At 69.4% G+C, this 22,636-nt stretch carries 18 protein-coding genes, 1 pseudogene and 1 riboswitch; of the genes and pseudogenes, 12 read left to right on the forward strand and 7 right to left on the reverse strand.

What is annotated here, in order from left to right; translation table 11 throughout:
• Positions 1 to 21 precede the first annotated feature (21 nt).
• Positions 22 to 297 (reverse strand): DUF1876 domain-containing protein, encoded by a 276-nt coding sequence (locus AWZ10_RS14370; RefSeq protein ID WP_086751577.1) that lies wholly within the window; start codon positions 295 to 297, stop codon positions 22 to 24.
• 80 nt (positions 298 to 377) lie between these two features.
• Positions 378 to 500 (reverse strand): annotated as a pseudogene (locus AWZ10_RS50155) (EamA family transporter); the annotation flags it as partial.
• A 26-nt stretch (positions 501 to 526) separates the two neighbouring features.
• On the opposite strand from AWZ10_RS50155, the gene AWZ10_RS14375 reads away from it, so the two are divergent.
• From AWZ10_RS14375 to AWZ10_RS14390, 4 genes are all read left to right on the forward strand, one after another.
• Positions 527 to 1,978, forward strand: a complete 1,452-nt coding sequence (locus AWZ10_RS14375; RefSeq protein WP_060891236.1) for a recombinase family protein — start codon at positions 527 to 529, stop codon at positions 1,976 to 1,978.
• Positions 1,979 to 2,386: 408 nt separating this feature from the next.
• Positions 2,387 to 3,766, forward strand: a complete 1,380-nt coding sequence (locus AWZ10_RS14380) for an IS1380 family transposase (RefSeq protein WP_060891237.1) — start codon at positions 2,387 to 2,389, stop codon at positions 3,764 to 3,766.
• A 605-nt stretch (positions 3,767 to 4,371) separates the two neighbouring features.
• On the forward strand, positions 4,372 to 6,135 hold the full coding sequence (gene cdgB, locus AWZ10_RS14385; RefSeq protein ID WP_060891238.1) for a diguanylate cyclase CdgB: 1,764 nt from the start codon (positions 4,372 to 4,374) through the stop codon (positions 6,133 to 6,135).
• A gap of 213 nt (positions 6,136 to 6,348) precedes the next feature.
• Positions 6,349 to 7,338 carry a carbohydrate-binding protein gene (locus tag AWZ10_RS14390; protein ID WP_046705904.1) on the forward strand — a complete coding sequence of 330 codons (990 nt, stop codon included), beginning with the start codon at positions 6,349 to 6,351 and terminating at the stop codon, positions 7,336 to 7,338.
• A gap of 10 nt (positions 7,339 to 7,348) precedes the next feature.
• Here AWZ10_RS14390 and AWZ10_RS14395 read toward each other — a convergent pair whose 3' ends face one another.
• Positions 7,349 to 8,275: a 1-phosphofructokinase gene (locus AWZ10_RS14395; protein ID WP_060891239.1), complete on the reverse strand. Its 927-nt coding sequence runs from the start codon at positions 8,273 to 8,275 to the stop codon at positions 7,349 to 7,351.
• Positions 8,276 to 8,723: 448 nt separating this feature from the next.
• Between AWZ10_RS14395 and AWZ10_RS14400 the strand changes: the two genes are divergently transcribed.
• Positions 8,724 to 10,025, forward strand: coding sequence for an RNA-guided endonuclease InsQ/TnpB family protein (locus AWZ10_RS14400; protein ID WP_060891240.1), 1,302 nt, complete (start codon positions 8,724 to 8,726; stop codon positions 10,023 to 10,025).
• Here AWZ10_RS14400 and nagA read toward each other — a convergent pair.
• Entirely contained in the window at positions 10,022 to 11,260 is a 1,239-nt protein-coding gene (nagA, locus tag AWZ10_RS14405; RefSeq protein ID WP_079104364.1) for an N-acetylglucosamine-6-phosphate deacetylase, read from the reverse strand. The genes AWZ10_RS14400 and nagA overlap by 4 nt on opposite strands.
• A complete protein-coding gene (locus tag AWZ10_RS14410; RefSeq protein ID WP_060891242.1) occupies positions 11,260 to 12,222 on the reverse strand; it encodes an ROK family protein in 963 nt (320 codons plus the stop codon). The genes nagA and AWZ10_RS14410 overlap by 1 nt, the downstream gene beginning before the upstream one ends.
• A gap of 275 nt (positions 12,223 to 12,497) precedes the next feature.
• Between AWZ10_RS14410 and AWZ10_RS14415 the strand changes: the two genes are divergently transcribed.
• The 3 genes from AWZ10_RS14415 (at position 12,498) to otsB (ending at position 15,155) form a co-directional block, all read left to right on the forward strand.
• Positions 12,498 to 13,718 (forward strand): extracellular solute-binding protein, encoded by a 1,221-nt coding sequence (locus tag AWZ10_RS14415; RefSeq protein ID WP_046705908.1) that lies wholly within the window; start codon positions 12,498 to 12,500, stop codon positions 13,716 to 13,718.
• A gap of 331 nt (positions 13,719 to 14,049) precedes the next feature.
• Complete coding sequence (locus AWZ10_RS14420) at positions 14,050 to 14,277, forward strand: DUF3263 domain-containing protein (protein ID WP_037688504.1); 228 nt, start codon at positions 14,050 to 14,052, stop codon at positions 14,275 to 14,277.
• 17 nt (positions 14,278 to 14,294) lie between these two features.
• The gene (gene otsB, locus AWZ10_RS14425; RefSeq protein WP_046705902.1) at positions 14,295 to 15,155 is read left to right on the forward strand and encodes a trehalose-phosphatase; all 861 of its coding nucleotides are present in this window, start codon (positions 14,295 to 14,297) and stop codon (positions 15,153 to 15,155) included.
• A 63-nt stretch (positions 15,156 to 15,218) separates the two neighbouring features.
• Here the strand turns inward: otsB and AWZ10_RS14430 are convergent, their stop codons facing one another.
• A complete protein-coding gene (locus tag AWZ10_RS14430) occupies positions 15,219 to 16,631 on the reverse strand; it encodes an alpha,alpha-trehalose-phosphate synthase (UDP-forming) (RefSeq protein WP_060891243.1) in 1,413 nt (470 codons plus the stop codon).
• Positions 16,632 to 16,939: 308 nt separating this feature from the next.
• Positions 16,940 to 17,884: a glucosyl-3-phosphoglycerate synthase gene (locus AWZ10_RS14435; RefSeq protein ID WP_060891252.1), complete on the reverse strand. Its 945-nt coding sequence runs from the start codon at positions 17,882 to 17,884 to the stop codon at positions 16,940 to 16,942.
• A 131-nt stretch (positions 17,885 to 18,015) separates the two neighbouring features.
• Positions 18,016 to 18,196: riboswitch (SAM riboswitch) on the forward strand.
• A gap of 17 nt (positions 18,197 to 18,213) precedes the next feature.
• Here AWZ10_RS14435 and thrC point away from each other — a divergent pair.
• The 4 genes from thrC to groL all read left to right on the forward strand — a co-directional run bounded on the left by thrC (position 18,214) and on the right by groL (position 22,546).
• Positions 18,214 to 19,506, forward strand: a complete 1,293-nt coding sequence (gene thrC / locus AWZ10_RS14440; protein WP_046709520.1) for a threonine synthase — start codon at positions 18,214 to 18,216, stop codon at positions 19,504 to 19,506.
• Between the two features lie 93 nt (positions 19,507 to 19,599).
• On the forward strand, positions 19,600 to 19,875 hold the full coding sequence (locus AWZ10_RS14445; protein ID WP_060891244.1) for a MoaD/ThiS family protein: 276 nt from the start codon (positions 19,600 to 19,602) through the stop codon (positions 19,873 to 19,875).
• 461 nt (positions 19,876 to 20,336) lie between these two features.
• Positions 20,337 to 20,543 carry a cold-shock protein gene (locus tag AWZ10_RS14450; protein ID WP_046709519.1) on the forward strand — a complete coding sequence of 69 codons (207 nt, stop codon included), beginning with the start codon at positions 20,337 to 20,339 and terminating at the stop codon, positions 20,541 to 20,543.
• A gap of 380 nt (positions 20,544 to 20,923) precedes the next feature.
• A complete protein-coding gene (gene groL, locus AWZ10_RS14455) occupies positions 20,924 to 22,546 on the forward strand; it encodes a chaperonin GroEL (RefSeq protein WP_037688520.1) in 1,623 nt (540 codons plus the stop codon).
• The last annotated feature ends 90 nt before the right edge of the window (positions 22,547 to 22,636 follow it).

A 22,636-nucleotide genomic window follows, 5' to 3' on the forward strand; every position in this document is an offset into this window, starting at 1 on the left:
GGCGGTTGCCGGCGTCCTGGGTCAGAGCGCTATCGGGTGCGACGTGCGGCCCGATGCCTCGTCTATCTCGTCGTGGGCCTTGGTGAGGAGCTTCATGGCGAGCTCGTTCAGGGCCCTGGCCCCGGCTATCTCCTCGCCGACCCGGGGCTGATGGGAGTCGGTCCGGTGGCGGCTGGCGTAACCGTTCGCGCGTACCTCCTTCCCGTCGGGGAGCCGTACGAGGGCCGCCGCCCGTGTGCGCTGATCGTCCTCCTGGAACTCCAGCTCGATGTGCCATCCGACAGCGGTTTTCATCATGACGATCACCTCCGGAATCGCTCTTTCCAGAGTGCTCCTCCTCTCCCGTGGACGCACGGCCTGCCCGGCCCCCGTCCCGCCTATCCGGCCCGCAGCATCAGCCCGATCCCCACGACCAGCAGCCCCGCGGCCACGATCCGCGGCGCCCCGAACCGCTCTTTGAAGAACACCGCCCCGATCGCCGCCCCCACGATGATCGATGTCATATCCGGCTCATACAGTGTTTGTCATGAGCCGATCCAAGTTACCCAAGGCCGCCATCACGCCGGGCGAGCCCGCAGCGATCTACTGCCGCATCTCCCACACCAGGGACGAGGATCAGACCGGCGTCGACCGCCAGGAACGCATCTGCCGGGAGATCGCCGAGCGCCTACAGCTCCGTGTCGAGTCGTCGCACATCTACGTGGACAACAACCGGTCGGCGTGGCAGCGCAACCGGAAGCGACCGGGGTGGGAGGAGATGCTGAGGGCGATGGGGGAGGGGGAGATCAGGCACGTCATCGTCTACCACCCCGACCGCCTGATGAGGCAGCCGAAGGATCTTGAGGAACTGCTCTCCATAGCCGACGACAAGCGCGTCCTTCTGCATGGCGAGGCGAACCGGCGCGATCTGTCGGACCCAGACGACCGGTTCATCCTCCGCATCGAGGTGGCGCACGCGTGCCGCTCCTCCGATGACACGTCGCGCCGTCTCAAGGATGCCTTGAAGGAGCACGCCCGAGAAGGCCGGCCGCATGTGGGCAACCGACCGTACGGCTACACCCGCGACGGCCGCGCGATTGTCGAGAAGGAAGCGGAGATCGTTCGCGAGGTCTACCGCCGCTTCTTGGACGGTGAGTCACCGAACCGCATAGCCCAGGACCTTGCAGCACGCGACATCCCCACGTCGAAGGGCAAGACGTGGAACCCCGAGAACGTTCGTCATCTGCTGGCGTCCCATTTCGTGGCCGGACTCCGGTTCCACCTGGGGGAGGAAGTGGCCATAGGGACGTGGCCCGCCATCATCGACCGGGGGCAGTGGGACGAGGTGCAACGGCTCAAGGAGTACCGCGCTCAGCAACACCGGGACACGAAGAAACGGCCGCTCCGTAACTACATCCTGCGCGGTGTCGTCACGTGCGCGTGCGGAGCACGCATGAGCGGCTCGAACAGCGTCCGGTATCCCTACTACCGGTGCACCCGCGCCGACAACACCGACCAGGACAAGTGCAACCGCTCCGTCTCGGCCGTGCCGCTGGAGGCGTTCGTGCGGGACGTGACGATCAAGGTGTTGACCAAGCTCGACACCGCTGGCTACGAGCCGGCCGCGACCACGCGCCCAGAGGCTGACGTGCTCGCGGACGAGAAGGACCGCGCGAAGCTGGGGGAGCTGAAAGAACTCTGGCTCAACGATGACGACTTCACGACCGCCGACTTTCAGTCCATGCGCGCGCCCATCCTCAAGCGGATGAAGGAGCGTCAGCGGAAGACCGTCAAGCGGCCGATCGCCGTCCTGGAGGGGATCGCCGGACCGGACGCCGAAACCAACTGGAAGAGGCTGGAGGAGGCGGAGGACCACGCGCGCATGAACGCGATCTACCGGTTCCTGTTCGCTGCGGTGATCGTCCGTCCGCCGACGCGGAAGGGCAGGGGGTTCGACACGGATCGGGTGGACATCGAGCCGAATCCGCTGGACTACTAGCCTCGGGCTTTCACGAACTGGGCGGTCCGCGACTTGATCACAGCTGGGAGAAGTACTCCTGACCAGCGGCATCGGAACTTGTCGAGGGTCCGGTTGGGTGCGAGGAGAGAAGCACCCCTCAGGTGAAGCGGGCGTACGATCTTGCCCCGAGCACTCCCCGATCGCCGTCGCGTGTCCGTCTATGCTCGCAGTGATGAGGTCGCCCGCACGGTAAAGAACGGGACCCGGGGTGCGGTCAGGGTCGTTTGCCTCATCACCATCGCGTGATGGAATCCGCGTAGCCAACTTCGCGGAGTCTCCTGAGCACGTTGTCCGACGGCTGGTCAGAAGAGCGGAAAATGCCCCTGACCAGCCAGAATGAGGATTGTCTAGGCCCTCGTTCCCGCGCCCGTCGGAGGCACTTTCCAGGTGAGTAAGCGTATCGGGTTGTACCCGCGTGTCCGCGTCGAGGGCGGTGGCCGCGGGACGGTCTCTCAGGCCGGGGCGGTGCTGCTGGTCGAGACGGTCCGCACGTCCGGCCTGGACACCGCGGTATCGGCGGCAATGGCGCCGTGGCGCAAGCCGCGAACGGTGCACGATCCGGGCAAGATCCTGCTGGATGTGGCCCTGGCCGTCGCACTCGGCGGAGACTGCCTGGCCGACATCGGCATACTGCGGGCCGAGCCTGACGTGTTCGGCCCCGTGGCCTCCGATCCGACGGTCTCCCGTCTCGTCGACGCTCTGGCCGCAGCCGGCCCGAAGGCCCTCACCGCGATCCGGTCGGCGCGGGCAGAAGTACGGTCGCGGGTCTGGGAGTTGGCCGGTGCGGACGGTCCGGCCGTCGACGGCACTGTGATCGTGGACATCGACGGTGTGCTGGTCCTGGCGCACTCCGAGAAGCAAGATGCCACCGCGACCTGGAAGAAGACCTTCGGCCATCACCCGCTGGTGGCGTTCGTCGACCACGGCCAGGCTGGTTCCGGCGAGCCGGTGGCCGCGCTGCTGAGGCCCGGCAACGCCGGCTCCAACACCGCCACCGATCACATCGAAACCACCCGGCTCGCCCTGGCTCAACTGCCCCGACACCTGCGGCGGGGCCGGCAGACGTTGATCCGCACCGACTCCGCCGGCGGCACCCACGCCTTCCTCGACTGGCTCTCCAGGCCCGGCCGGTGGCTGTCGTATTCCGTCGGAATGACCATCACCGACGCCATCCACCAGGCTGTGCTGAAGATTCCGAAGAAGGCGTGGACGCCGGCCTATGACGCGGGCGGCACCGAGCGGCCCGGCGCCTGGGTCGCGGAGATCACGGACATGCCCGACCTGAGTACGTGGCCGAAGGGGATGCGGCTGGTCGTCCGCAAGGAACGGCCGCACCCCGGCGCCCAGTTGCGTTTCACCGACCTTGACGGGCTACGGCTGACCTGCTTCGCGACCAACACAAGAGGCGGCCAGCTCGCCGACCTCGAACTGCGTCACCGCCGCCGGGCCCGCTGTGAGGACCGCATCCGAGGCGCCCGCGACACCGGACTGCGCAATCTGCCCCTGCACGACACCGCACAGAACTGGATCTGGCTGGAGATCGTCTCCCTCGCACTCGACCTCCTCGCCTGGATGCCGATGCTCGCGCTGACCGGCGAGGCCCGCCGCTGGGAACCCAAGAAGCTCCGTCTGAGGCTGTTCTGCGCCGCCGCCCAGCTCGTGAGCACCGGCCGCCGCCGCTGGCTCCGCTTCACTGCGCGATGGCCCTGGACCGACGAGATCACCCGGGCAATCGACCGGCTCAATGCCTTGCCGAGCCCCGGCTGACCAGCCACACCGACCACCCCAACGATCCGCACCACCACACCGGGAAAGTGGAACCCGGCGCCCACCCGACACGACACTCGGGCTGTCGGCGTGCCCATCCTCAGCCACCGAAAGCGAAACGGTCCGCCGACTCCGTCGGCCGACCGTCACGAAAGATCGAGGCTAGGGCGACCCGCCCGGCCGCGCTCAGTCCCACTCGGTCTCGGTCGGTCCCACTCGGTCCCGGTCGGTCTCACGCAGTCCCCGTCGGTCCCACTCGGCCCTGCTCGGTCTCACGCAGTCCCCGTCGGTCCCAGTCGGCCCTGCTCGGCCGCCCTGATCAGCCCCGATCAACCCCGGGCACAGCGCCTACACAGAGTTCTGAATTCTGTTCAAGAAGCGCACGCGGGAAACGCATAAACTCCACTCAATTGCTCATCTTCTGTTGTGACTTGAGTCACAGGAGCCATATTTTGTTGACCCTGTGTACCGAGTGGGCTTCGCGCTGTGATTCAGTGGCGGGGACGCTGCAAGCTGTAAGCGGGAACTGTAAGCGGTAGTAAGCCCGCGAGTTAAGCAGGTTACCTGGAGCCTGGAGCTGCCACGAGATCTCGGGGGGAGGGCGAATGGAAACCGATTCGGAGCCCTACGTCCGTCTGACGACACTGCGGCAGCTGCACCAGGTGATGGCGGACATGAACACCGCGCGCAGCCTGGCCGACACGCTGCAGACCGTCGCCGACGGTGTGGTCAACGGCCTGGGCTACGAACTGGCGTGCGTGAACCTCGTCCGCCCCGACGGCGACCTGGTCGTCGCCGCCCTCGCCGGGAACAGCGCCGCCGAAGCCCTGATCACCGGCCGCGTTGGCTCCCGCGACGCCTGGGACCGCCGGCTGAACATGGGCGAGGCCTGGGGCGACCTGCGGTTCATACCGCACACCGAGGGCTGGGTTCTCGACGAGGACGACGTACCGCAGTGGTACACCGACGGTCCCGCTCCCCGGTTCGAGGACGAGTGGCATCCGTCCGACCGGCTCTTCGCCCCGATGTACACCCCGGGCGCCCCTGGCGCCTCCTGTGGCGAGCTGCTCGGCGTCGTGTCCGTGGACCGGCCGCGAAACGGTCGCCGACCGGGCGCATGGGGACGGGAAGCGCTCCAGATGTACGCCTTCCAGGCCGCCATCGCGATCAGCAACGCTCGCCTGCGCGCCAACATGCAGCGTGCACTGGTCAGGCTCGAAAGGGAGCAGCAGGCGCTGCGCGCCAGCGAGGAATCCTTCCGGCAGGCCTTCGAGTACGCCCCCTCCGGCATGGCCATCGCCGAGATGGGTGGCGATCAGCACGGCCGGATCCTGCGGACCAACGACGCGCTGTGCCGACTGCTCGGGCGGCCGGCTTCGGCGATGCGGCGGTATGCGTTCTCCGATCTCGTCCATCCCGAGGACATAGGCACCCTCCTGCGGACCTCCGCCGAGGGCGGGCGCGCGGAGCTGCGGCTCGGGCGGCGCGACGGGACGTACGTATGGGTGTCCCTGCGCAACAGCGTGGTCGCGGACGCCGCCGACGGGCCCCGCTTCCTGCTCACCCACGTCGAGGACATCGAGGAGCGCAAGCGGCGTGAGCTGCAGCTCGCGCACCGGGCCTCGCACGACGCGCTCACCGGGCTGCCGAACTCCGCGGAGCTGCGCTCGCGCCTCTCCTCCCGTCTCTGTCAGCGCCCGCAGTCGCTCCCGGCCGGCGCGGCGGCCGACTCGATGAACGCGGCCTTCGGGCAGTTCGGGGTGCCGGGGGAGTCCGGCGCCGGGCACGGCGAGTTCGGGGAGCACGGTGCCGCCGAGCATTCGGCGCGGCTGCCGCACCCGTCGTTCGACGACTACGAGGCCGCGGGACACAGCGGGCACGCCTTCGACTTCCACAGGGCCGGCGGACCGTACGACGCCTTCGACCACCATGTGCACACCGTCGCGCCCGAGGACGACCGGGACGACGGGACCAAGGGGCTCGCGGTGCTCTTCTGCGACCTCGACGGGTTCAAGTCGATCAACGACCGGTTCGGGCACAACTCGGGCGACGCCGTCCTCATCGAGGTGGCCCGGCGGCTCAGCCGGGGTGTGCGCGACGGCGACACGGTGGCCCGGCTCGGCGGTGACGAGTTCGTCGTCCTCGCCGACGGCCTCGGCCGCGCGGACGCCCAGGACCTCGCCGTACGCCTCCGCAACGAGATCATCCAGCCGATTCGGGTCGACGGCCGCGCGATGCGCGTCGGCGCCAGTTTCGGCATCGGCTGGGCGCACTGCGGAATGACGGCGGACGAGGTGTTGAAATCAGCTGACGAGCGGATGTACGTCGAGAAACGATCTCGTCCCAGGCAGCACAGGCGGGCCGGATAGCGGCCGGAGTGACACCCGCGACATGTAGGGATAAGACCAGGTCAGAGCCGGGCGACGGCTGGAAAGTGCCTGGTGGGTGGCGGGTCGGCGAGGCGATGAGGTCCGAGTCACCCGTTTGGGCCACCACGAGCGGGTAGGCTCGCTCTCCTACACCCCCACGCAATGACCCGCCACCCGTACGTGTATGTACCGCACCGCTGAGGAGACCTAGGGATGACGCCCGGCAACAACGGCGCGAGCACGCCCGAGGACGACGACCCGTTCGGCTACCTCTACGAGGACGGGCAGGCCCGAGGAGCTCAGCCGCCCAGCGCGAGCTACGGCTACCCGAACGCGGTCAACCGGGCGCGACCGGTCGGCGAACGCCAGTACGGGCAGCAGACCCAGCAGGCTCCGCAGGCCCCCACCGCGCAGTACGGGCAGGTCCCGCAGCAGGGGTACGGCCAGCAGCAGGGCGGCCCCGGCCAGCAGAACACGCACTACCAGGCCCCCGAGAGCTTCTCCGGCGGCGCCCCGACGACCCGTCAGCACGGGCACGGCAACGGCGGGGGCGGCGGCCGCGGCCGTGGCCCCAACACCAAGGGCCTCCTCATCGGCGCGATCGCCGTCGTGGCCGCGGTGGTGATCGGGATCAGCGTCGCCATGCTCAGCGACGACTCGAAGGACACCTCCGGCGACAACACCGGGGCCTCCACCACCCCCACCGCCGAGCAGAGCAAGGACCCCAGCCCGTCGGCCAGCAAGTCGAAGAAGGCGGAAGCCGGCGACCTCCCCAAGGCCGAGGCCAAGACCCTCCTCCTCGGCGGCAACGCGGCCATCGCCTCCGACGTCCCCGGCGCCAGGTCGGACGGCGGGTTCTACGTCGGTAACTTCAACTCGGTGGGCTCGTCGGTGACGTGGAAGGCCGACGACGTCCCGAAGGCCGATTCGTACCGGCTGTACGTCGTCTACGGCGTGCCCGGCAAGAACGCCAACGCCACGCTCACGGTCAACGGCACGGTCCTGAGCCGCCCGCTCAACCTCGAGAACTTCTCGAACGCCCCGGAGGGCGACTACGAGAAGGGCTGGACGTACAGCTATTCGATCGTCCAGCTCAACAAGGGCACCAACGAGATCAAGATCTCGTGCGAGCAGGGCAACTCCTGCGACGTGAACATCGACCAGATGTACCTGGCGGGCAAGGACGAGGACGCCGAAGGCTGAGAGCCTTCGCTCACGCCGCCGTGACCTCCCCCGTCACCGTCACCTGCCCCACCAGTTCCTCGTACGCCTGACGGTCGAACTCGCCCGCCACCGGGGTCAGTACGGTCGCCGCCGACAGGGCGACGGCTCGGGCCAGGCGGTCGGGCCAGGGGAGGCGGTCGACCAGGCCCGACAGCAGGCCCGCGACCGCCGAATCGCCAGCTCCCGTCGGGTTGCCGCGGAAGCGGCGGGGCGGGGTGGCGCGCCAGACGCCTTCGGGGGTGTGGGCGAGGACGCCCTCGGGACCGAGAGAGGCGACGACTGCCTGGGCGCCGCGGCGCCGGGCGTCCCGGGTCGCGCGGGACGGCTCGTGGGAGCCGGTGAGTTCGGCCAGTTCGTCGGCGTTCGGCTTCACCAGGTCGGGGCGGGCCGCCACCCCGCGTCGCAACGGCTCGCCGCTGGTGTCCAGCAGGACCGGTACGGACAGCGTGCGGGCGGTACGGACCAGGCCCGCGTACGCGCCCACCGGCACCCCCGGCGGCAGGCTGCCGCACAGGGCCACCACCGAGGCGGAGCGCAGCAGATCGACGTACGCCTCCTGGAAGGCGGACCACTCGGCGGGTGCGATGAGCGGGCCCGGTTCGTTGAGCTGAGTCGTGTCACCGCTCGCGTCGGCCACGGCGACCGTCCGGCGCGTCGCACCCTTCACCGGGACCAGCGCGTCCACCACGCCCGGTGTGTGCGTGAGTTGATCCCGCAGAGCCCGGCCTGTCGCGCCGCCGACGAAGCCGGTGACCGTCACCTCGTGGCCGAGCGCCGCGAGGACGCGGGCCACGTTCAGGCCCTTGCCGCCGGGGCGTTCGGTCACGTCGGTCACCCGGTGCGTGGTGTGGGGCCTCAGGTCCCGTACGCGATAGGTGATGTCGAGAGCGGTGTTCAGCGTGACCGTGAGGATCACCTGGACCTACCCCCTTGCGTCTCGACTGCGCGGAGGCTCGATCATGCCAAATGAGCGGCGGTCGGCCCAGTCCCCCGGGGCCGACCGCCGCACTCCGCACCACATGCCAACGACCGGACGGAGCAGGCCGGTTGGGGATCGATCGCCTGTGGATCAGCCCATAGGCCAGTCCACCTTGCTTGCCGGGCGGGGTGCCCGGTCCTTCGGGGCCGGGGTGAATGCCCGTTCCCGCGTGGCGGGGCAGGGGAAAGCCGAGTCGCCGTCAGGGCGATTCGGCGTCTCGGGAGAGACGGTGGTGAGGATGGCCTGGAGCCGTTGGTGGTGGCGACAGGTTGAGGGTCCGGTGGGCGGGGACGGTCCGGTAAGGCGAAAGCGTGCCGGTCACTCTCACGGGTGATGTTGATCGAAGTCGTGCGCGAGAGGGGAACGGGATGTCTAGGTTCGCGGCATGTCACGTTTCCGGATGTACCCGACGCGCGAGCAGGAAGAGCAGCTGCTCACGCACTGCGCGCACGCGAGATACGTGTGGAATCTCGCTGTCGAGCAGCACGCGCACTGGCGCCGGTGGCGCAAGTCCGCGCCCGGTTTCGCGGAGCAGTGCCGTCAGCTCACCGAAGCCCGGCGGGAGAACGAGTGGCTGGGTTCGGGGAACGCGGACGTGCAGCAGCAGGCGTTGAAGGACTTCGCCAGGGCCAAGAACGCCAGGTTCACGTCCGGGTTCGGTGAGCCGACCTGGCGCAGGAAGCACGTGCACGAGGGCTTCCGGGTCATCGGCACCGACCGTGTACCGGAGTACCAGGCGGACGGGTCGCCGAAGCTGAACGCGAAGACCGGCAGGCAGGTCATGGGCCGGTCGGTGGTCGTGCAGAGGCTGAATGGGCGGTGGGCTCAGGTCAGGGTGCCCGGTTGCGGCTGGGTCCGCTTTCGCCTCAGTGCAAAGGGCAAGGGTGCGAAGCTGCCCGGCGCGAAGACGTTCCGGGTCACCTTCCGCAACGGGCAGTGGCACATCGCGTTCGCCGTCGTCCCCGACCCGGTCGAGGGGCCGGGCACGGGCGAGGTGATCGGCATCGACCGGGGTGTCGCCGTCACCGCCGCGCTCTCCGACGGACGGAAGCTGAACTGTCCCCAGCTCACCACCCGCGAGCGGGCGCAGATCCGCAAGCACCAGCGGCGGGCTGCTCGCGCCCCCAAGGGCAGCAAGGCCAAGACCGCCGAGTACGCGAAGGCCGCCAGCCTCAAGGCGCGCGAAGCCGACCGGCGCAAGGACTGGTGCGAGAAGACCAGCACCATGCTCGCCCGCTGCTATGACCTTGTCCGGTTCGAGAAGCTGAACATCAAGACGATGACCCGCTCCGCGAAGGGAACCGTGGAGCGGCCCGGCCAGAACGTGGCGCAGAAGTCCGGTCTGAACCGGGCGATCCTCGCCCAGGGCTGGGGCCTGCTCCGGCAGCGCACCGGGCACAAAGCCCCCGGCCGGGTCGAAGACGTTCCCGCCCCCTACACGAGTCTGCGGTGCAGTGCCTGTGGTTGGATCGACAAGAACTCGCGCAAGAGCCAAGCCGAGTTCGTCTGTTCCTCCTGCGGCTTCACCTGCAACGCCGACACCAACGCCAGTATCAACATCGCGGCAGGACAGGGCGGGATCCCCCGCCCCCGGCGCACAGCCGGTGCCGGAGGGACGACACCGCCCAACCAGCGGTCGAACGTCCGTGAACCTCAGCCCGAATGGGCTGGAATCCCCCTCTTTTAAGAGGGGGAGGATGTCAACCACTCGCCCTTCCGCAGCACCCCCTTCAGCTCGAAGTCCGCGTCGAGGAGGACGAGGTCGGCGTCCTTGCCCGGGTCGAGGGAGCCGATGCGGTCGTAGAGGCCGAGGAGCCGTGCCGGGTTGGCGGAGAGGGCGGCGACGGCGTCCTCGATCGGGAGGCGGTCGATGGTGACGGCGCGTTTGAGGGCGCGGTCCTGGGTGAGGGTCGAGCCCGCGATCGAACCGCCCTCCACCAGGCGGGCCACGCCGTCCACGACCTCGACCGCCAGCGGGCCGAGCGTGTACAGGCCGTCGCCGAAGCCGGCCGCGTCCATGGCGTCGGTGATGAACGCGACCCGGTCGGCGCCCGCGTGACGGAACGCCAGCTGGAGGGAGGCCGGGTGCAGATGCGTACCGTCGTTGATCAGCTCGACGGTGATCCGCTCGTCCTCCAGGAGCGCCGCGATCGGGCCGGGCTCGCGGTGGCCGAGCGGGGGCATCGCGTTGAACAGATGGGTCGCCACGGTCGCACCCGCGTCGATGGCCTGAACCGTCTGCTCGTACGTCGCGTCCGTGTGCCCGATCGCCGCGATGACGCCGTGCTCGGCGAGGAGGCGTACGGAGTCGAGGCCGCCGGGGAGTTCGGTGGCCAGTGTGACCATGCTCGCCCGGCCGCGCGCCGCGTCGATCAGTTTGCGGACCTCCGCGGGGTCGGGATCGCGGAGGAGTTCCTCCGCGTGCGCGCCCTTGCGGCAGGGGGAGATGAACGGGCCCTCGAAGTGGATGCCGGCGATGTCGCCCTGCTCGGCGAGTTCGGAGAGGAGGCCGGCACGGTGGGCGAGGCCGTCCATGTCGCCGGTGACCGTGGAGGCGACGAGGGTGGTGGTGCCGTGGAGGCGGTGGGTGCGGATGCCGTGGAGCACGTCGTCGACCGTGCCGGAGGTGAAGGAGGCTCCGCCGCCGCCGTGGTTGTGGATGTCGACGAAGCCGGGGAGCGCCCAATATCCGCCGATGTCGATGGTGGGGGCGTTCTCGGGGGCGTCGGCGGCGATCCTGGTGCCGTTGATGACGAGCCGGCCGTTTCTCACTGTGCCGGTGGGGAGGACGACGTTGGCGCCTTCGAGGACGTAAGGGTGCGCCTTGGGCGGCGACTGCGCATGTGTGGGGGCTGGTTGCGCAGTTCCCCGCGCCCCTTTCAGGGTGCTGTCGGACCCGGTGCCGGAAAGTGTGGGGGCCATCAGGTGGTTTCCTCCGAAGGGTCCGAGGGGTCCGAGGGGTGCGTGGGGGTAATGAGGTCCCAGGCCATCAGGCCGGCGCCGAGGCAGCCCGCTGTGTCTCCCAGGGCGGCCGGGACGATGGTGGGCACCTTCTGGAAGGTGACCCGGTGGTCGACGGCGGTGCGCAGCGGTGTGAACAGGGTTTCACCGGCCTCCGCCAGACCGCCACCGATGATGAGGGTGCGGGGGTCGAGCAGGGTGAGGGCGGTGACGAGGCCGTCGGCGAGGGCGTCGACGGCGTGCTGCCAGACGGCGCCGGCGCGCGGGTCGCCCGACTCGACGGCCTTGGCGCAGTCCGCCGCGTCGGCCCCGGGGTCGCCGGAGGCCTCCGCCCAGGCCTGGCTGACGGCCGCCGCGGAGGCGAACCGTTCCAGACAGCCGTACTGCCCGCAGGGACACGGGATGCCACCGGGCCGTACGACGATGTGGCCGATCTCGCCCGCGAAGCCATGGGCGCCCGCCTCCACCCGGCCGTCGACGCCGATCGCGCCGGCGATCCCGGTGCCGAGCGCCACGAAGAGAAAGCGGTCCGCGCCCCGGCCCGCGCCCACGCGCCCCTCCGCGAGCCCGCCGGTGCGCACATCGTGGCCGAGGGCCACCGGGACACCGCCGAGGCGCTCGGCGAGGAGCGCGCGCAACGGGACGTCGCGCCAGCCGAGGTTGGCGGCGTAGACGGCGATGCCCCGGCCGGAGTCGACGATGCCGGGCACGGCGACCCCGGCGGCGGCCGCGGGCTCGCCGAAGCGCTGCTCGCCGTACGCGCTCAGCTCGGCGGCGAAGCCGAGGATCGACGCGACGACGGCGTCCGGTCCGCGCTCACGCTCGGTGGCGAGCCGCGCCTGGTGCAGCAGCTCGCCGCGCGCCCCGATCAGTGCGGCCTTCATCCCGGTGCCGCCCACATCGAGGGCGATGACGTGTCTCACGGAGAACAGTGTGGCCCTTCGACCCACTAGAGGTCTAGTCCACTTACGTGGTGTAGACCTTATGGTGTAGACCTCATGGAGAAGTTCGAGAAGTTCGAGCGGTTGAGAGATTGACGGCCTTGAACGCGGGGCCTGTGGTTCAGGCTGTTGTGCGCGGGGCCGTGCGACAGGTTGGGGCAGTACGAGTGGGACAGCGGCAGCGGCGGACGAAGACCGGCGGCAGGAACAGGAACAACGGAACGGCGGCACTGGCCGCCCTGTCCGCGCTGGGACTGATGGCGACGCTTGCGGGCTGCGGCGCCTCGGAGGCCGACGGCTCCGGCGTCACCCTGAAGCTGGTCGCCGCCGACTACGGCGACTCCAAGGCGAACAGCTCCCAGAAGTACTGGGACGCGGTCGTGAAGGCGTACGAGAAGAAGAACCCGGGCGTCACGGTCGACGTCAGCGTCTACTCCTGGAACGACGTCGACCGCAAGATCAAGGAAATGGTCGCCGCGGGCGAGGCCCCCGACCTGGCACAGGCGGGTACGTACGCCGACTACGCCTCGGCCGACCGGCTCTACAAGGTCGACGAGCTGCTCTCCATCCCCGTCCAGGCCGGTTTCCTCCCCCAGCTCGCCGGCTCGGGCCAAGTGGGGCGGATCGCGTACGGGATGCCGTTCGCCGCGTCCACGCGCGTCCTCTTCTACAACAAGAAGCTCTTCGCCGAGGCGGGCATCGACAGCGCCCCGCGCAGCTGGAGCGAGCTGGCGGCCGATGCCGAGGCCCTCGACCGGGTGGGTACCGAGACCCCGTACGCGCTGCCGCTCGGGTCCGAGGAGGCGCAGGCCGAGACCATGCAGTGGCTGCTCAGCGGAGGGGGCGGCTACACCGACGACGTCGGCACCTACCGGCTCGACTCCGACGACAACGTCCGGACCTTCACCTGGCTCAAGGACAACCTGGTCGACAAGGGTCTCACCGGGCCCACCGCCCCCGCCGATCTCAACCGTGCCGACGCGTTCGCGGCGTTCGCGCGCGGTGAGGTCGGCATGCTCAACGGGCACCCCAGCCTGATGCGGATGGCCGCCGACCAGGGGGTCGAGTACGGCACGGCCGCCATGCCGGGGCGCGACGAGCGGGAGCACGCCACCATGGGCGTCACCGACTGGATGATGGCCTTCAAGCAGAACGGCCACGGTGACGAGATCGGTGACTTCCTCGACTTCGTCTACAGCGACGAGAACGTTCTCGACTTCTCCCGTGAGTACGACCTGCTGCCGGTGACCGCGTCCGCGTCCGAGGCGATGGGCGCGGACAAGGACGACGCGGACCTCGGTCCCTTCCTCGAAGAGCTGCCCAACGCCGAGCTCTACCCCGTCGGCAAGACGTCCTGGGCGGACGTCAGCGCGGCGGTCAAGGAGCAGATAGGGCGGGCGGTACGGCCTGGGGTGAAGCCGGGGGTCGTGCTGCAGCAGCTGCAGCAGACGGCGACGGTTGCGGATCGGGCGGGCTGAGGGGCGCGTTGTCGCCCGGGCGGTTGCGGTTGCGTCGGCGGGTGCGGGCCGGTGGGGGCTGGTCGCGCAGTTCCCCGCGCCCCTGAAAAGCAGGGGCTGCGCCCCGTGCTTTTCGGCCCCGCGGGCCGTGATCTTTAAGGCCCGCAAAGCCGTGATCTTTAAGGCCCGCGAAGCCGTGGTCTTTCAGGGCGCGAAGCCGTGGTCTTTCAGGGCGCGGGGCCTGGCCTTTCAGGGCGTGGGGAACTGCGCGAGAAGCCCCACCCACCCGCAGCCGACCATGCACCCCGCAGCCGTACGGCGCGATGTCGTACCCGTCCGTTACCGTCGTCGCATGGAAGAGCTGGACGTCCGGGAACAGGCGATCCTCGCCGTGGAGCGGCAGGGCTGGGCGGGGCCCGGGGCCAAGGAGCGGGCCATCCGGGAGCGGCTCGGCCTCGCTCCCGTGCGCTACTACCAGCTGCTCAACGCCCTGCTCGACGACCCACGCGCCCTCGCCCACGACCCGGTCACGGTCAACCGGCTGCGAAGAGTCCGGGAAGGGCGCCGGGCCGAGCGATGACGGATAGGGTCGCAGGCATGGGCAGCCACAAGGACGCAGAGAACCTCAAGGCCACCTTGCCGACACCAGTGACCCCGGCCGGGCGGGACGCGCTGGACGCGATCCTCGACCGTCCCGGCCGTACGGTGATCGCGCTGGACTTCGACGGCACGCTCGCCCCGATCGTCCCCGACCCCGAACAGGCCCGCGCCCACCCCGACGCGGTCGCCGCGCTCGCCGCGCTCGCCCCCAAGGTCGCCTCCGTCGCCGTGGTGACCGGCCGCCCCGCGGGCGTCGCCGTCCGTCACGGCGGCTTCGCCGGTGTCCCCGGCCTGGAACACCTCGTCGTCCTCGGCCACTACGGCGCCGAACGCTGGGACGCCGTCACCGGCACGGTCACCGCCCCCGCCCCGCACCCCGGTGTCGCGGCGGTCCGCGCGGAACTGCCCGGCCTCCTGGACGGCGTCGGCGCGTGGCAGGGTACCTGGACCGAGGAGAAGGGCCGGGCGGTCGCCGTCCACACCCGCCGCGCCACCGACCCGCAGGCCGCCTTCGAAGCGCTGCGCGCCCCGCTCACCGACCTCGCCGCCCGCCACGGCCTCATCGTCGAACCCGGCCGCCTGGTCCTCGAACTCCGCCCCCCGGGCATGGACAAGGGCGTCGCCCTCCGCGAATACCTGGCGGAAACCGCCGCCGGATCCGTCCTCTACGCCGGCGACGACCTCGGCGACCTCCCCGCCTTCGCCGCCGTCGAAAAACTCCGCACCGAGGGCACCCCGGGCCTGCTGGTCTGCAGCGGCAGCACAGAGGTCACGGAGCTGTCGGAGCGAGCGGACCTGGTGGTGGACGGCCCGGCGGGGGTCGTACACCTGCTGTCGGCGATCGCCGAGCACGTATAGCGAGGTAACGAGGTAACGAGAGGAAGAGAGAGGGCGCCCGGTTCTTTCAGGGGCGCAGGGCTCTCACTCTTCCAACGCCCTCAACTGATCCAGGAACCACTGGGTCGGTGGCAACGCCGTGGCCGCCGCCGCGAGCCGCTTCGTACGCTCCGCCCGCTCAGCCGCCGGCAGGCACAGCGCCTCATGCAACGCCCTGGCCGTACCCACCACGTCGTACGGGTTCACCACGATCGAGTCGTCCCCCAGCTCCTCGAACGCCCCCGCCTCCCGCGACAGCACGAGCACGCACCCCTCGTCGGAGATGATCGGCATCTCCTTGGCGACGAGGTTCATGCCGTCCCGGATGGGGTTCACCAGGGCCACGTCCGCGAGCCGGTACGCCGCCAGGGAGCGCGCGAAGTCGTCCTTCAGGTGGAGGATGACCGGGGTCCAGTCCGGCGTCCCGTACCGCTCGTTGATGTCGTCCGCGACCCGCTGGACCTCGGCCATGTAGTCCCGGTACACCGCGAGGTCCTGCCGCGACGGGTACGCGAAGGCGACGTGCACGACGCGCTCGCGCCAGGTCGGCCGGTCGTCGAGGAGCTGCCGGTAGGCGTGCAGGCCGCGCACGATGTTCTTGGAGAGTTCCGTGCGGTCGACGCGGACGATCGTGCGGCGCGGGGTGCCGTCCGGGGCCGTACCGATCTGCTCCCGCAGCACGGCCATGCGGTCGTCGACGTCCGTCTGGTGGGCGCGGGCCCGCAGGAAGTCCGCGTCGGCGCCCAGACCGTGCACGCCGATCCGGGTGCCGGACGGGCTGCCTGGGCCGAGGACCGCCCGGCAGCACGCGGTGAACGCGTCCGCCCACCGCTGGGTGAGGAACGCGGCCCGGTCGGCGCCGAGGATCCCGTCGAGCACCTGCGCGGCGATGTCGTCGGGGAGCAGCCGGAAGTAGTCGACGGGCGCCCACGGGGTGTGCGAGAAGTGGCCGATCCGCAGGTCGGGGCGGAGTTCGCGCAGCATCCGGGGGACCAGGACCAGGTGGTAGTCCTGGACCAGCACGGCCGCGCCGTCCGCCGCCTCCTGGGCGAGCGCCTCGGCGAAGGCGCGGTTGTACGTCTCGTACGCCGCCCACTGGCGCCGGAACTCCGCGTCGAAGGCCGGCTCCAGCGGGGTCTGGTAGAGCATGTGGTGCACGAACCACAGCGTGGAGTTGGCCACGCCGTTGTAGGCGTCGTGGTGCACGTCGGCGGGGATGTCGAGCATGCGTACGCCGGGCTCGGCGACGCCGCGTCGTACGGCCTCGCGGTCGCCGTCGCCCAGTGCGGAGCACACCCAGACGGCGCCGGAGTCCGGGTCGATCGCGGAGAGGCCCGACACGAGACCGCCGCCGCCGCGCTTCGCGCTGAGCGTGTCGGTCTTCTCGTCCAGCGTGTAGGTGACGGGACCCCGATTGGACGCGACCAGTACCTGAGCCGCGCGGTGCGTTGATGCCATACGGCTCAACCTAGCCCGGGGGTTCGGCGGTCAAACGTGCGGTTCGGCCGTATACAGGAGCGCCTATGGGGGGTGGGGGTGCGGGTGGTGTGGCGAGTGCGGGTCCGGTGGGGCTTCTCGCGCAGTTCCCCACGCCCCTGAAAGACCAGGCCCTGCGGGCCTCAAAGACCAGCCCTGCGGGCCCGAAAGGCAACGGCGCTGCGGGCCGAGAAGCATGGGGCGCAGCCCCTGCTCTTCAGGGGCGCGGGGAACTGCGCGACCAGCCCCCACTCACCCGAACCCGCCCACGAAGCGCACCCCCCACCCCCTCACGCCGCCTTCCGCTCCATGTACTCCGCGATCTCCGCCATCGGCGGCCTCTCCTCCAGATCCACCGAATGCGTCCGCGGCTCGAACCCGTCCCGCCCCCGTTCGAACTGCGTCAGGACGGGCCGGATCAGGTGGCCCCGCGCCAGCCGGAGTTGCGCGGTCCGATAGATCGCCGCGGACATGCGGCCCAGCGCCTGCCCGTCCTGGTGACGGTGTTTGCGGACGCCCACGTCGACCTGGGACAGGGCGTCGAGGCCGACCAGATGCAGTGCGTCGACCAGCATGCCCAGCTCCACGCCGTAGCCGACGGGGAACGGAAGCTGCTCCAGGAGGGAGCGGCGGGCCGCGTACTCGCCGCCGAGCGGCTGGACGAAGCCGGCCAGCTGGGGCCAGTGCATGTTGAGGAGGGGGCGGGCCATGAGCTCCGTCACACGGCCGCCCTGGCCGGCGGCGGAACCCAGGGGGCGGTCGTACATCGCCTTGACGAGGTCGACACCGGGGTCGGTGAGCAGGGGGCCGACGATCCCGGAGACGAAGTCGGACGAGAACTCCTTGAGGTCCGCGTCGATGAAGCAGACGATGTCGCCCGTCGTGACGAGCAGGGAGCGCCACAGGACCTCGCCCTTGCCGGGCACGGCCGGGATGCGGGGCAGGATGTCGTCGCGGTGGACGACTCTCGCCCCGGCCGCCGCCGCGACCTCGGACGTCCGGTCGGTCGAGCCGGAGTCGACGACCACGATCTCGTCGACGAGCGGGACCTGCCGCATGAGGTCATGACGGATGATCGCGACGATGTCGCCGACCGTCTCCTCCTCGTTCAGCGCGGGCAGGACGACGCTGACCGACTGGCCGCTCGCTCGTTTCGCGGCCATGATCCTGTGGAGCGGGCGGTCGGCCATGGACCAGGAGCGGGTACTCAGCCAACGCTCGACTTCCTTCAGCACGGTGCGCGGCTCCTCTGCGTTCATCTCGCGGTTCGGACGGCTCTCTCAACTGTCCTGGCCTTCGGTTACAGTCTTGGACAACGCTGGTGACCATCGCATGTCGGTGCTCGTCCGCGTATACAACCAAATACCGCTCATCCAGAGGGGCAGAGGGATACGGCCCGATGAAGCCCCGGCAACCCTCCAGCCGGTCTCGTACCGATCGACGGCGCAGCGCGATGGCGCGCCACCGCTGATCGTTCCGCGAGGCTCCCGGCTCGGGAAGGTGCCAAATCCGTCTCACGGCGAAGTGCGTCGTGAGGAAGATGAGGAGAAAGGGCCTCGCCTCCATGGCTGCGCAGACTGTTGCAAGCACCACCGACTCCACCTCCACAGTAGACCTCGGCCCCGCCGCCGCCCTGAGCTGTCGCGAATGCGGTCACCGCGTATCCCTCGGTCCGGTCTTCGCCTGCGAGGAGTGTTTCGGGCCGCTGGAGATCGCGTACGACTACTCCGCCTACGAAACCGAAGAGCTGCGCAAGCGGATCGAGTCCGGCCCCGCGAACATCTGGCGGTACGCGCCCCTGCTGCCCGTCCCGGCCGACGTGGCCACCAAGCCGAACATCAACCCCGGCTGGACCCAGCTCGTCAAGGCCGACAACCTGGCGGCCGCGCTCGGCGTCGACACCGGCAAGCTCTTCATCAAGGACGACTCCGGCAACCCGACGCACTCCTTCAAGGACCGCGTCGTCGCCCAGGCGCTGGAGGCGGCCCGCGCCTTCGGCTTCACCACCCTCTCCTGCTCCTCCACGGGCAACCTGGCCGGTGCCGTCGGCGCCGCCGCCGCCCGCGCCGGTCTGCGGTCCTGCGTGTTCATCCCGCACGACCTGGAGCAGGGCAAGGTCGTCATGGCCGCCATCTACGGCGGCGAGCTCGTCGGCATCGAGGGCAACTACGACGACGTGAACCGCTTCTGTTCCGAGCTGATCGGCGACCCGGCCGGCGAGGGCTGGGGCTTCGTCAACGTCAACCTGCGGCCGTACTACGCGGAGGGCTCCAAGACCCTGGCGTACGAGATCTGCGAGCAGCTCGGCTGGCAGCTCCCCGACCAGCTGGTCGTGCCGATCGCCTCCGGGTCGCAGCTCACGAAGATCGACAAGGGGCTCCAGGAGCTGATCAGGCTCGGGCTCGTCGAGGACAAGCCGTACAAGATCTTCGGTGCGCAGGCGGAGGGGTGCTCGCCGGTGTCGGTGGCCTTCAAGGCCGGGCACGACGTGGTGCGGCCCCAGAAGCCGAACACGATCGCGAAGTCGCTCGCGATCGGCAACCCGGCGGACGGGCCGTACGTGCTCGACATCGCGCGGCGCACCGGTGGGGCCGTGGAGGACGTGACGGACGAGCAGGTCGTCGAGGCGATCAAGCTGCTGGCGCAGACGGAAGGGATCTTCGCGGAGACCGCCGGTGGGGTGACCGTCGGGGTGGCGAAGAAGCTGATCGAGGACGGGCTTCTCGACCCGACGCTGACGACGGTCGTCCTGAACACCGGTGACGGCCTCAAGACGCTGGACGCGGTGGCCGGGACCGGCCTCACCGCGACCATTCGCCCCAACCTTGATTCGTTCCGTGAGGCCGGTCTCGCGTAAGACTCGCCAGTCGTTCGTCTGCGGGCCGGTGGGGGCCGGCCGCGCAGTTCCCCGCGCCCCCAACCCCGCCGTCCCGACCGGAGGTCACAAGTCATGAGCGTCAACGTCCGCATCCCCACCATCCTTCGCACCTACACCGGCGGCAAGGCCGAGGTGAGTGCCGAAGGTGCGACTCTCGCCGAGGTGATCGCCGACCTCGAGAAGAACCACAACGGGATCGCCGCCCGGGTTCTGGACGATCAGGGCAAGTTGCGGCGGTTCGTGAATGTGTACGTGAATGACGACGATGTCCGGTTCGAGCAGGGGCTGGAGACGGCCACGCCGGACGGTGTGGGCGTGTCGATCATTCCCGCGGTCGCCGGCGGCTGACCCCCGGTCGTACCGGTCGGTAGTAACCGTCGGTAACTTTGATTACCGAGAGTTCATCGAATTGCCCCCTCCGCGAGAGAAGCGGAGGGGGCAATTCTCTATGGTTGAGCACGGTACAGTTGGGGAACCCGGTCCGATCGGCGTAGTGATTCCATGCCGGGCGCATATTTGATTGAGCCGCACGCCCTATATGAAGTAGCCAAAGTGTGCAGGCCTTTTGCGTATTTCTTCCCTTTTGCGGGGCCCGACTTGCCCTGAATTCAGGCGAATTGTTCGTACATTCCCGACCGGTCGTGTCCAGAATTCTCGTCCGATTGACCTGTTGCAGAGGGCAGTTGGACAGATACATTCGGCCGCGGTCGACGCGTTCCGGCGCACACCCCCAACCGTTGGGGGGTGAGGTCTGACCCGGATCCGCGAAGTGTGGATCTGTGCAAGGGCCAGTAATAGGGGAGTTAGGCATGGCTCAGGGCACCGTCAAGTGGTTCAACGCGGAGAAGGGGTACGGCTTCATCGCGGTCGACGGTGGTGCGGATGTATTCGTCCACTACAGCGCGATTCAGATGGACGGTTACCGCACCCTGGAAGAGGGCCAGCGGGTCGAGTTCGAGATCTCGCAGGGTCAGAAGGGGCCGCAGGCGGACATGGTCCGACTCGCGGTCGGCTGAAGTAACGCGCCGGGGTTAACGCAGCGACGTTCTTCGTTCTTCATGGGAGGGCTCGCATCCCGTAAGGGGTGCGAGCCCTCTTGTGTGCGCGCTCACCGGGCGGGGTCGCCCACGGGTCCGGGGCGGGGGTGCGGGCGGGGGTCGCGCATGGGCGCGCGGGGGTGCGTTCACCTGCGGATCATCGAGAGCCGCTTGCACTCGACCATGCCGAGTGCTAATCATTGGCGTTAGCACTCTGAAGGTGAGAGTGACAACGAGGATCGGGTCGGTGAGGCCCGCAGGCCATGTGGGGCAAGGAACCACGAGGCCGGCGAGCCGTCCGTCGCGGGCGCCAGCACGGTCCGGAGAAATCCACCCCCTGTCCGGGAGGACCACTTCACATGGCCAAGATCATCGCGTTCGACGAGGAGGCGCGGCGCGGCCTCGAGCGCGGCATGAACCAGCTCGCGGACGCCGTCAAGGTGACGCTCGGCCCCAAGGGCCGCAACGTCGTCCTCGAGAAGAAGTGGGGCGCCCCCACGATCACCAACGATGGTGTTTCCATCGCCAAGGAGATCGAGCTCGAGGACCCGTACGAGAAGATCGGCGCCGAGCTGGTCAAGGAAGTCGCGAAGAAGACGGACGACGTAGCCGGTGACGGCACGACGACCGCGACCGTCCTGGCCCAGGCGCTGGTCCGCGAGGGCCTGCGCAACGTCGCCGCCGGCGCCAACCCGATGGCCCTGAAGCGCGGTATCGAGAAGGCCGTCGAGGCCGTCTCCGGTGCGCTGCTCGACCAGGCCAAGGAGGTCGAGACCAAGGAGCAGATCGCCTCCACGGCCTCCATCTCCGCCGCCGACACCCAGATCGGCGAGCTCATCGCCGAGGCGATGGACAAGGTCGGCAAGGAAGGCGTCATCACCGTCGAGGAGTCGCAGACCTTCGGGCTTGAGCTTGAACTCACCGAGGGCATGCGCTTCGACAAGGGCTACATCTCGGCGTACTTCGCGACCGACATGGAGCGCATGGAGGCCGTGCTCGAGGACCCCTACATCCTCATCGCCAACTCCAAGGTCACCAACGTCAAGGACCTGCTCCCGCTCCTGGAGAAGGTCATGCAGTCGGGCAAGCCGCTGCTGATCATCGCCGAGGACGTCGAGGGCGAGGCCCTGTCGACCCTGGTCGTCAACAAGATCCGTGGCACCTTCAAGTCCGTCGCCGTCAAGGCCCCGGGCTTCGGTGACCGCCGCAAGGCGATGCTGAACGACATCGCCATCCTCACGGGCGGCGAGGTCATCTCCGAGGAGGTCGGTCTCAAGCTCGAGAACACCTCCATCGACCTCCTGGGCCGTGCCCGCAAGGTCGTCATCACCAAGGACGAGACGACCATCGTCGACGGGTCCGGCTCCTCCGAGCAGGTCCAGGGCCGGGTCAACCAGATCCGCGCCGAGATCGAGAACAGCGACTCGGACTACGACCGCGAGAAGCTCCAGGAGCGCCTGGCGAAGCTCGCGGGCGGCGTGGCCGTCATCAAGGCCGGTGCCGCGACCGAGGTCGAGCTCAAGGAGCGCAAGCACCGCATCGAGGACGCCGTTCGCAACGCGAAGGCGGCCGTCGAAGAGGGCATCGTCGCCGGTGGTGGCGTGGCCCTGCTCCAGGCCTCCTCGGTCTTCGAGAAGCTGGACCTGGAGGGTGACGAGGCGACCGGCGCCAACGCCGTGCGGCTCGCCCTGGAGGCCCCGCTCAAGCAGATCGCCGTCAACGGTGGCCTTGAGGGTGGCGTCATCGTCGAGAAGGTGCGCAACCTGCCCGTCGGCCACGGCCTGAACGCCGCGACCGGTGAGTACGTCGACATGATCGCCGAGGGCATCATCGACCCGGCGAAGGTCACGCGCTCCGCCCTGCAGAACGCCGCCTCCATCGCCGCGCTCTTCCTCACCACCGAGGCCGTCATCGCCGACAAGCCGGAGAAGGCTTCCGCGCCTGCCGGTGGCGGTATGCCCGGCGGTGACATGGACTTCTGATCGACCCCGGTCGATCACCGTCCTTCAGTACCGAGGGCGGCACTCCCTGGACGCAGGGGGTGCCGCCCTCGGGCGTGTCCGGGGTCACAT

It is taken from the genome of Streptomyces europaeiscabiei (genome assembly GCF_001550375.1).
Taxonomy (GTDB): domain Bacteria; phylum Actinomycetota; class Actinomycetes; order Streptomycetales; family Streptomycetaceae; genus Streptomyces; species Streptomyces europaeiscabiei.

Coding starts and splice junctions, on each gene's coding strand:
- thrC (WP_046709520.1), top strand. CDS start 18,214: ATGGCTGCGCAGACTGTTGCAAGCACCACCGACTCCACCTCCACAGTA.
- AWZ10_RS14370 (WP_086751577.1), bottom strand. CDS start 297: ATGATGAAAACCGCTGTCGGATGGCACATCGAGCTGGAGTTCCAGGAG.
- cdgB (WP_060891238.1), top strand. CDS start 4,372: ATGGAAACCGATTCGGAGCCCTACGTCCGTCTGACGACACTGCGGCAG.
- AWZ10_RS14450 (WP_046709519.1), top strand. CDS start 20,337: ATGGCTCAGGGCACCGTCAAGTGGTTCAACGCGGAGAAGGGGTACGGC.
- nagA (WP_079104364.1), bottom strand. CDS start 11,260: ATGGCCCCCACACTTTCCGGCACCGGGTCCGACAGCACCCTGAAAGGG.
- AWZ10_RS14375 (WP_060891236.1), top strand. CDS start 527: ATGAGCCGATCCAAGTTACCCAAGGCCGCCATCACGCCGGGCGAGCCC.
- otsB (WP_046705902.1), top strand. CDS start 14,295: ATGGGCAGCCACAAGGACGCAGAGAACCTCAAGGCCACCTTGCCGACA.
- groL (WP_037688520.1), top strand. CDS start 20,924: ATGGCCAAGATCATCGCGTTCGACGAGGAGGCGCGGCGCGGCCTCGAG.
- AWZ10_RS14415 (WP_046705908.1), top strand. CDS start 12,498: ATGGCGACGCTTGCGGGCTGCGGCGCCTCGGAGGCCGACGGCTCCGGC.
- AWZ10_RS14445 (WP_060891244.1), top strand. CDS start 19,600: ATGAGCGTCAACGTCCGCATCCCCACCATCCTTCGCACCTACACCGGC.
- AWZ10_RS14430 (WP_060891243.1), bottom strand. CDS start 16,631: ATGGCATCAACGCACCGCGCGGCTCAGGTACTGGTCGCGTCCAATCGG.
- AWZ10_RS14420 (WP_037688504.1), top strand. CDS start 14,050: ATGGAAGAGCTGGACGTCCGGGAACAGGCGATCCTCGCCGTGGAGCGG.
- AWZ10_RS14390 (WP_046705904.1), top strand. CDS start 6,349: ATGACGCCCGGCAACAACGGCGCGAGCACGCCCGAGGACGACGACCCG.
- AWZ10_RS14400 (WP_060891240.1), top strand. CDS start 8,724: ATGTCACGTTTCCGGATGTACCCGACGCGCGAGCAGGAAGAGCAGCTG.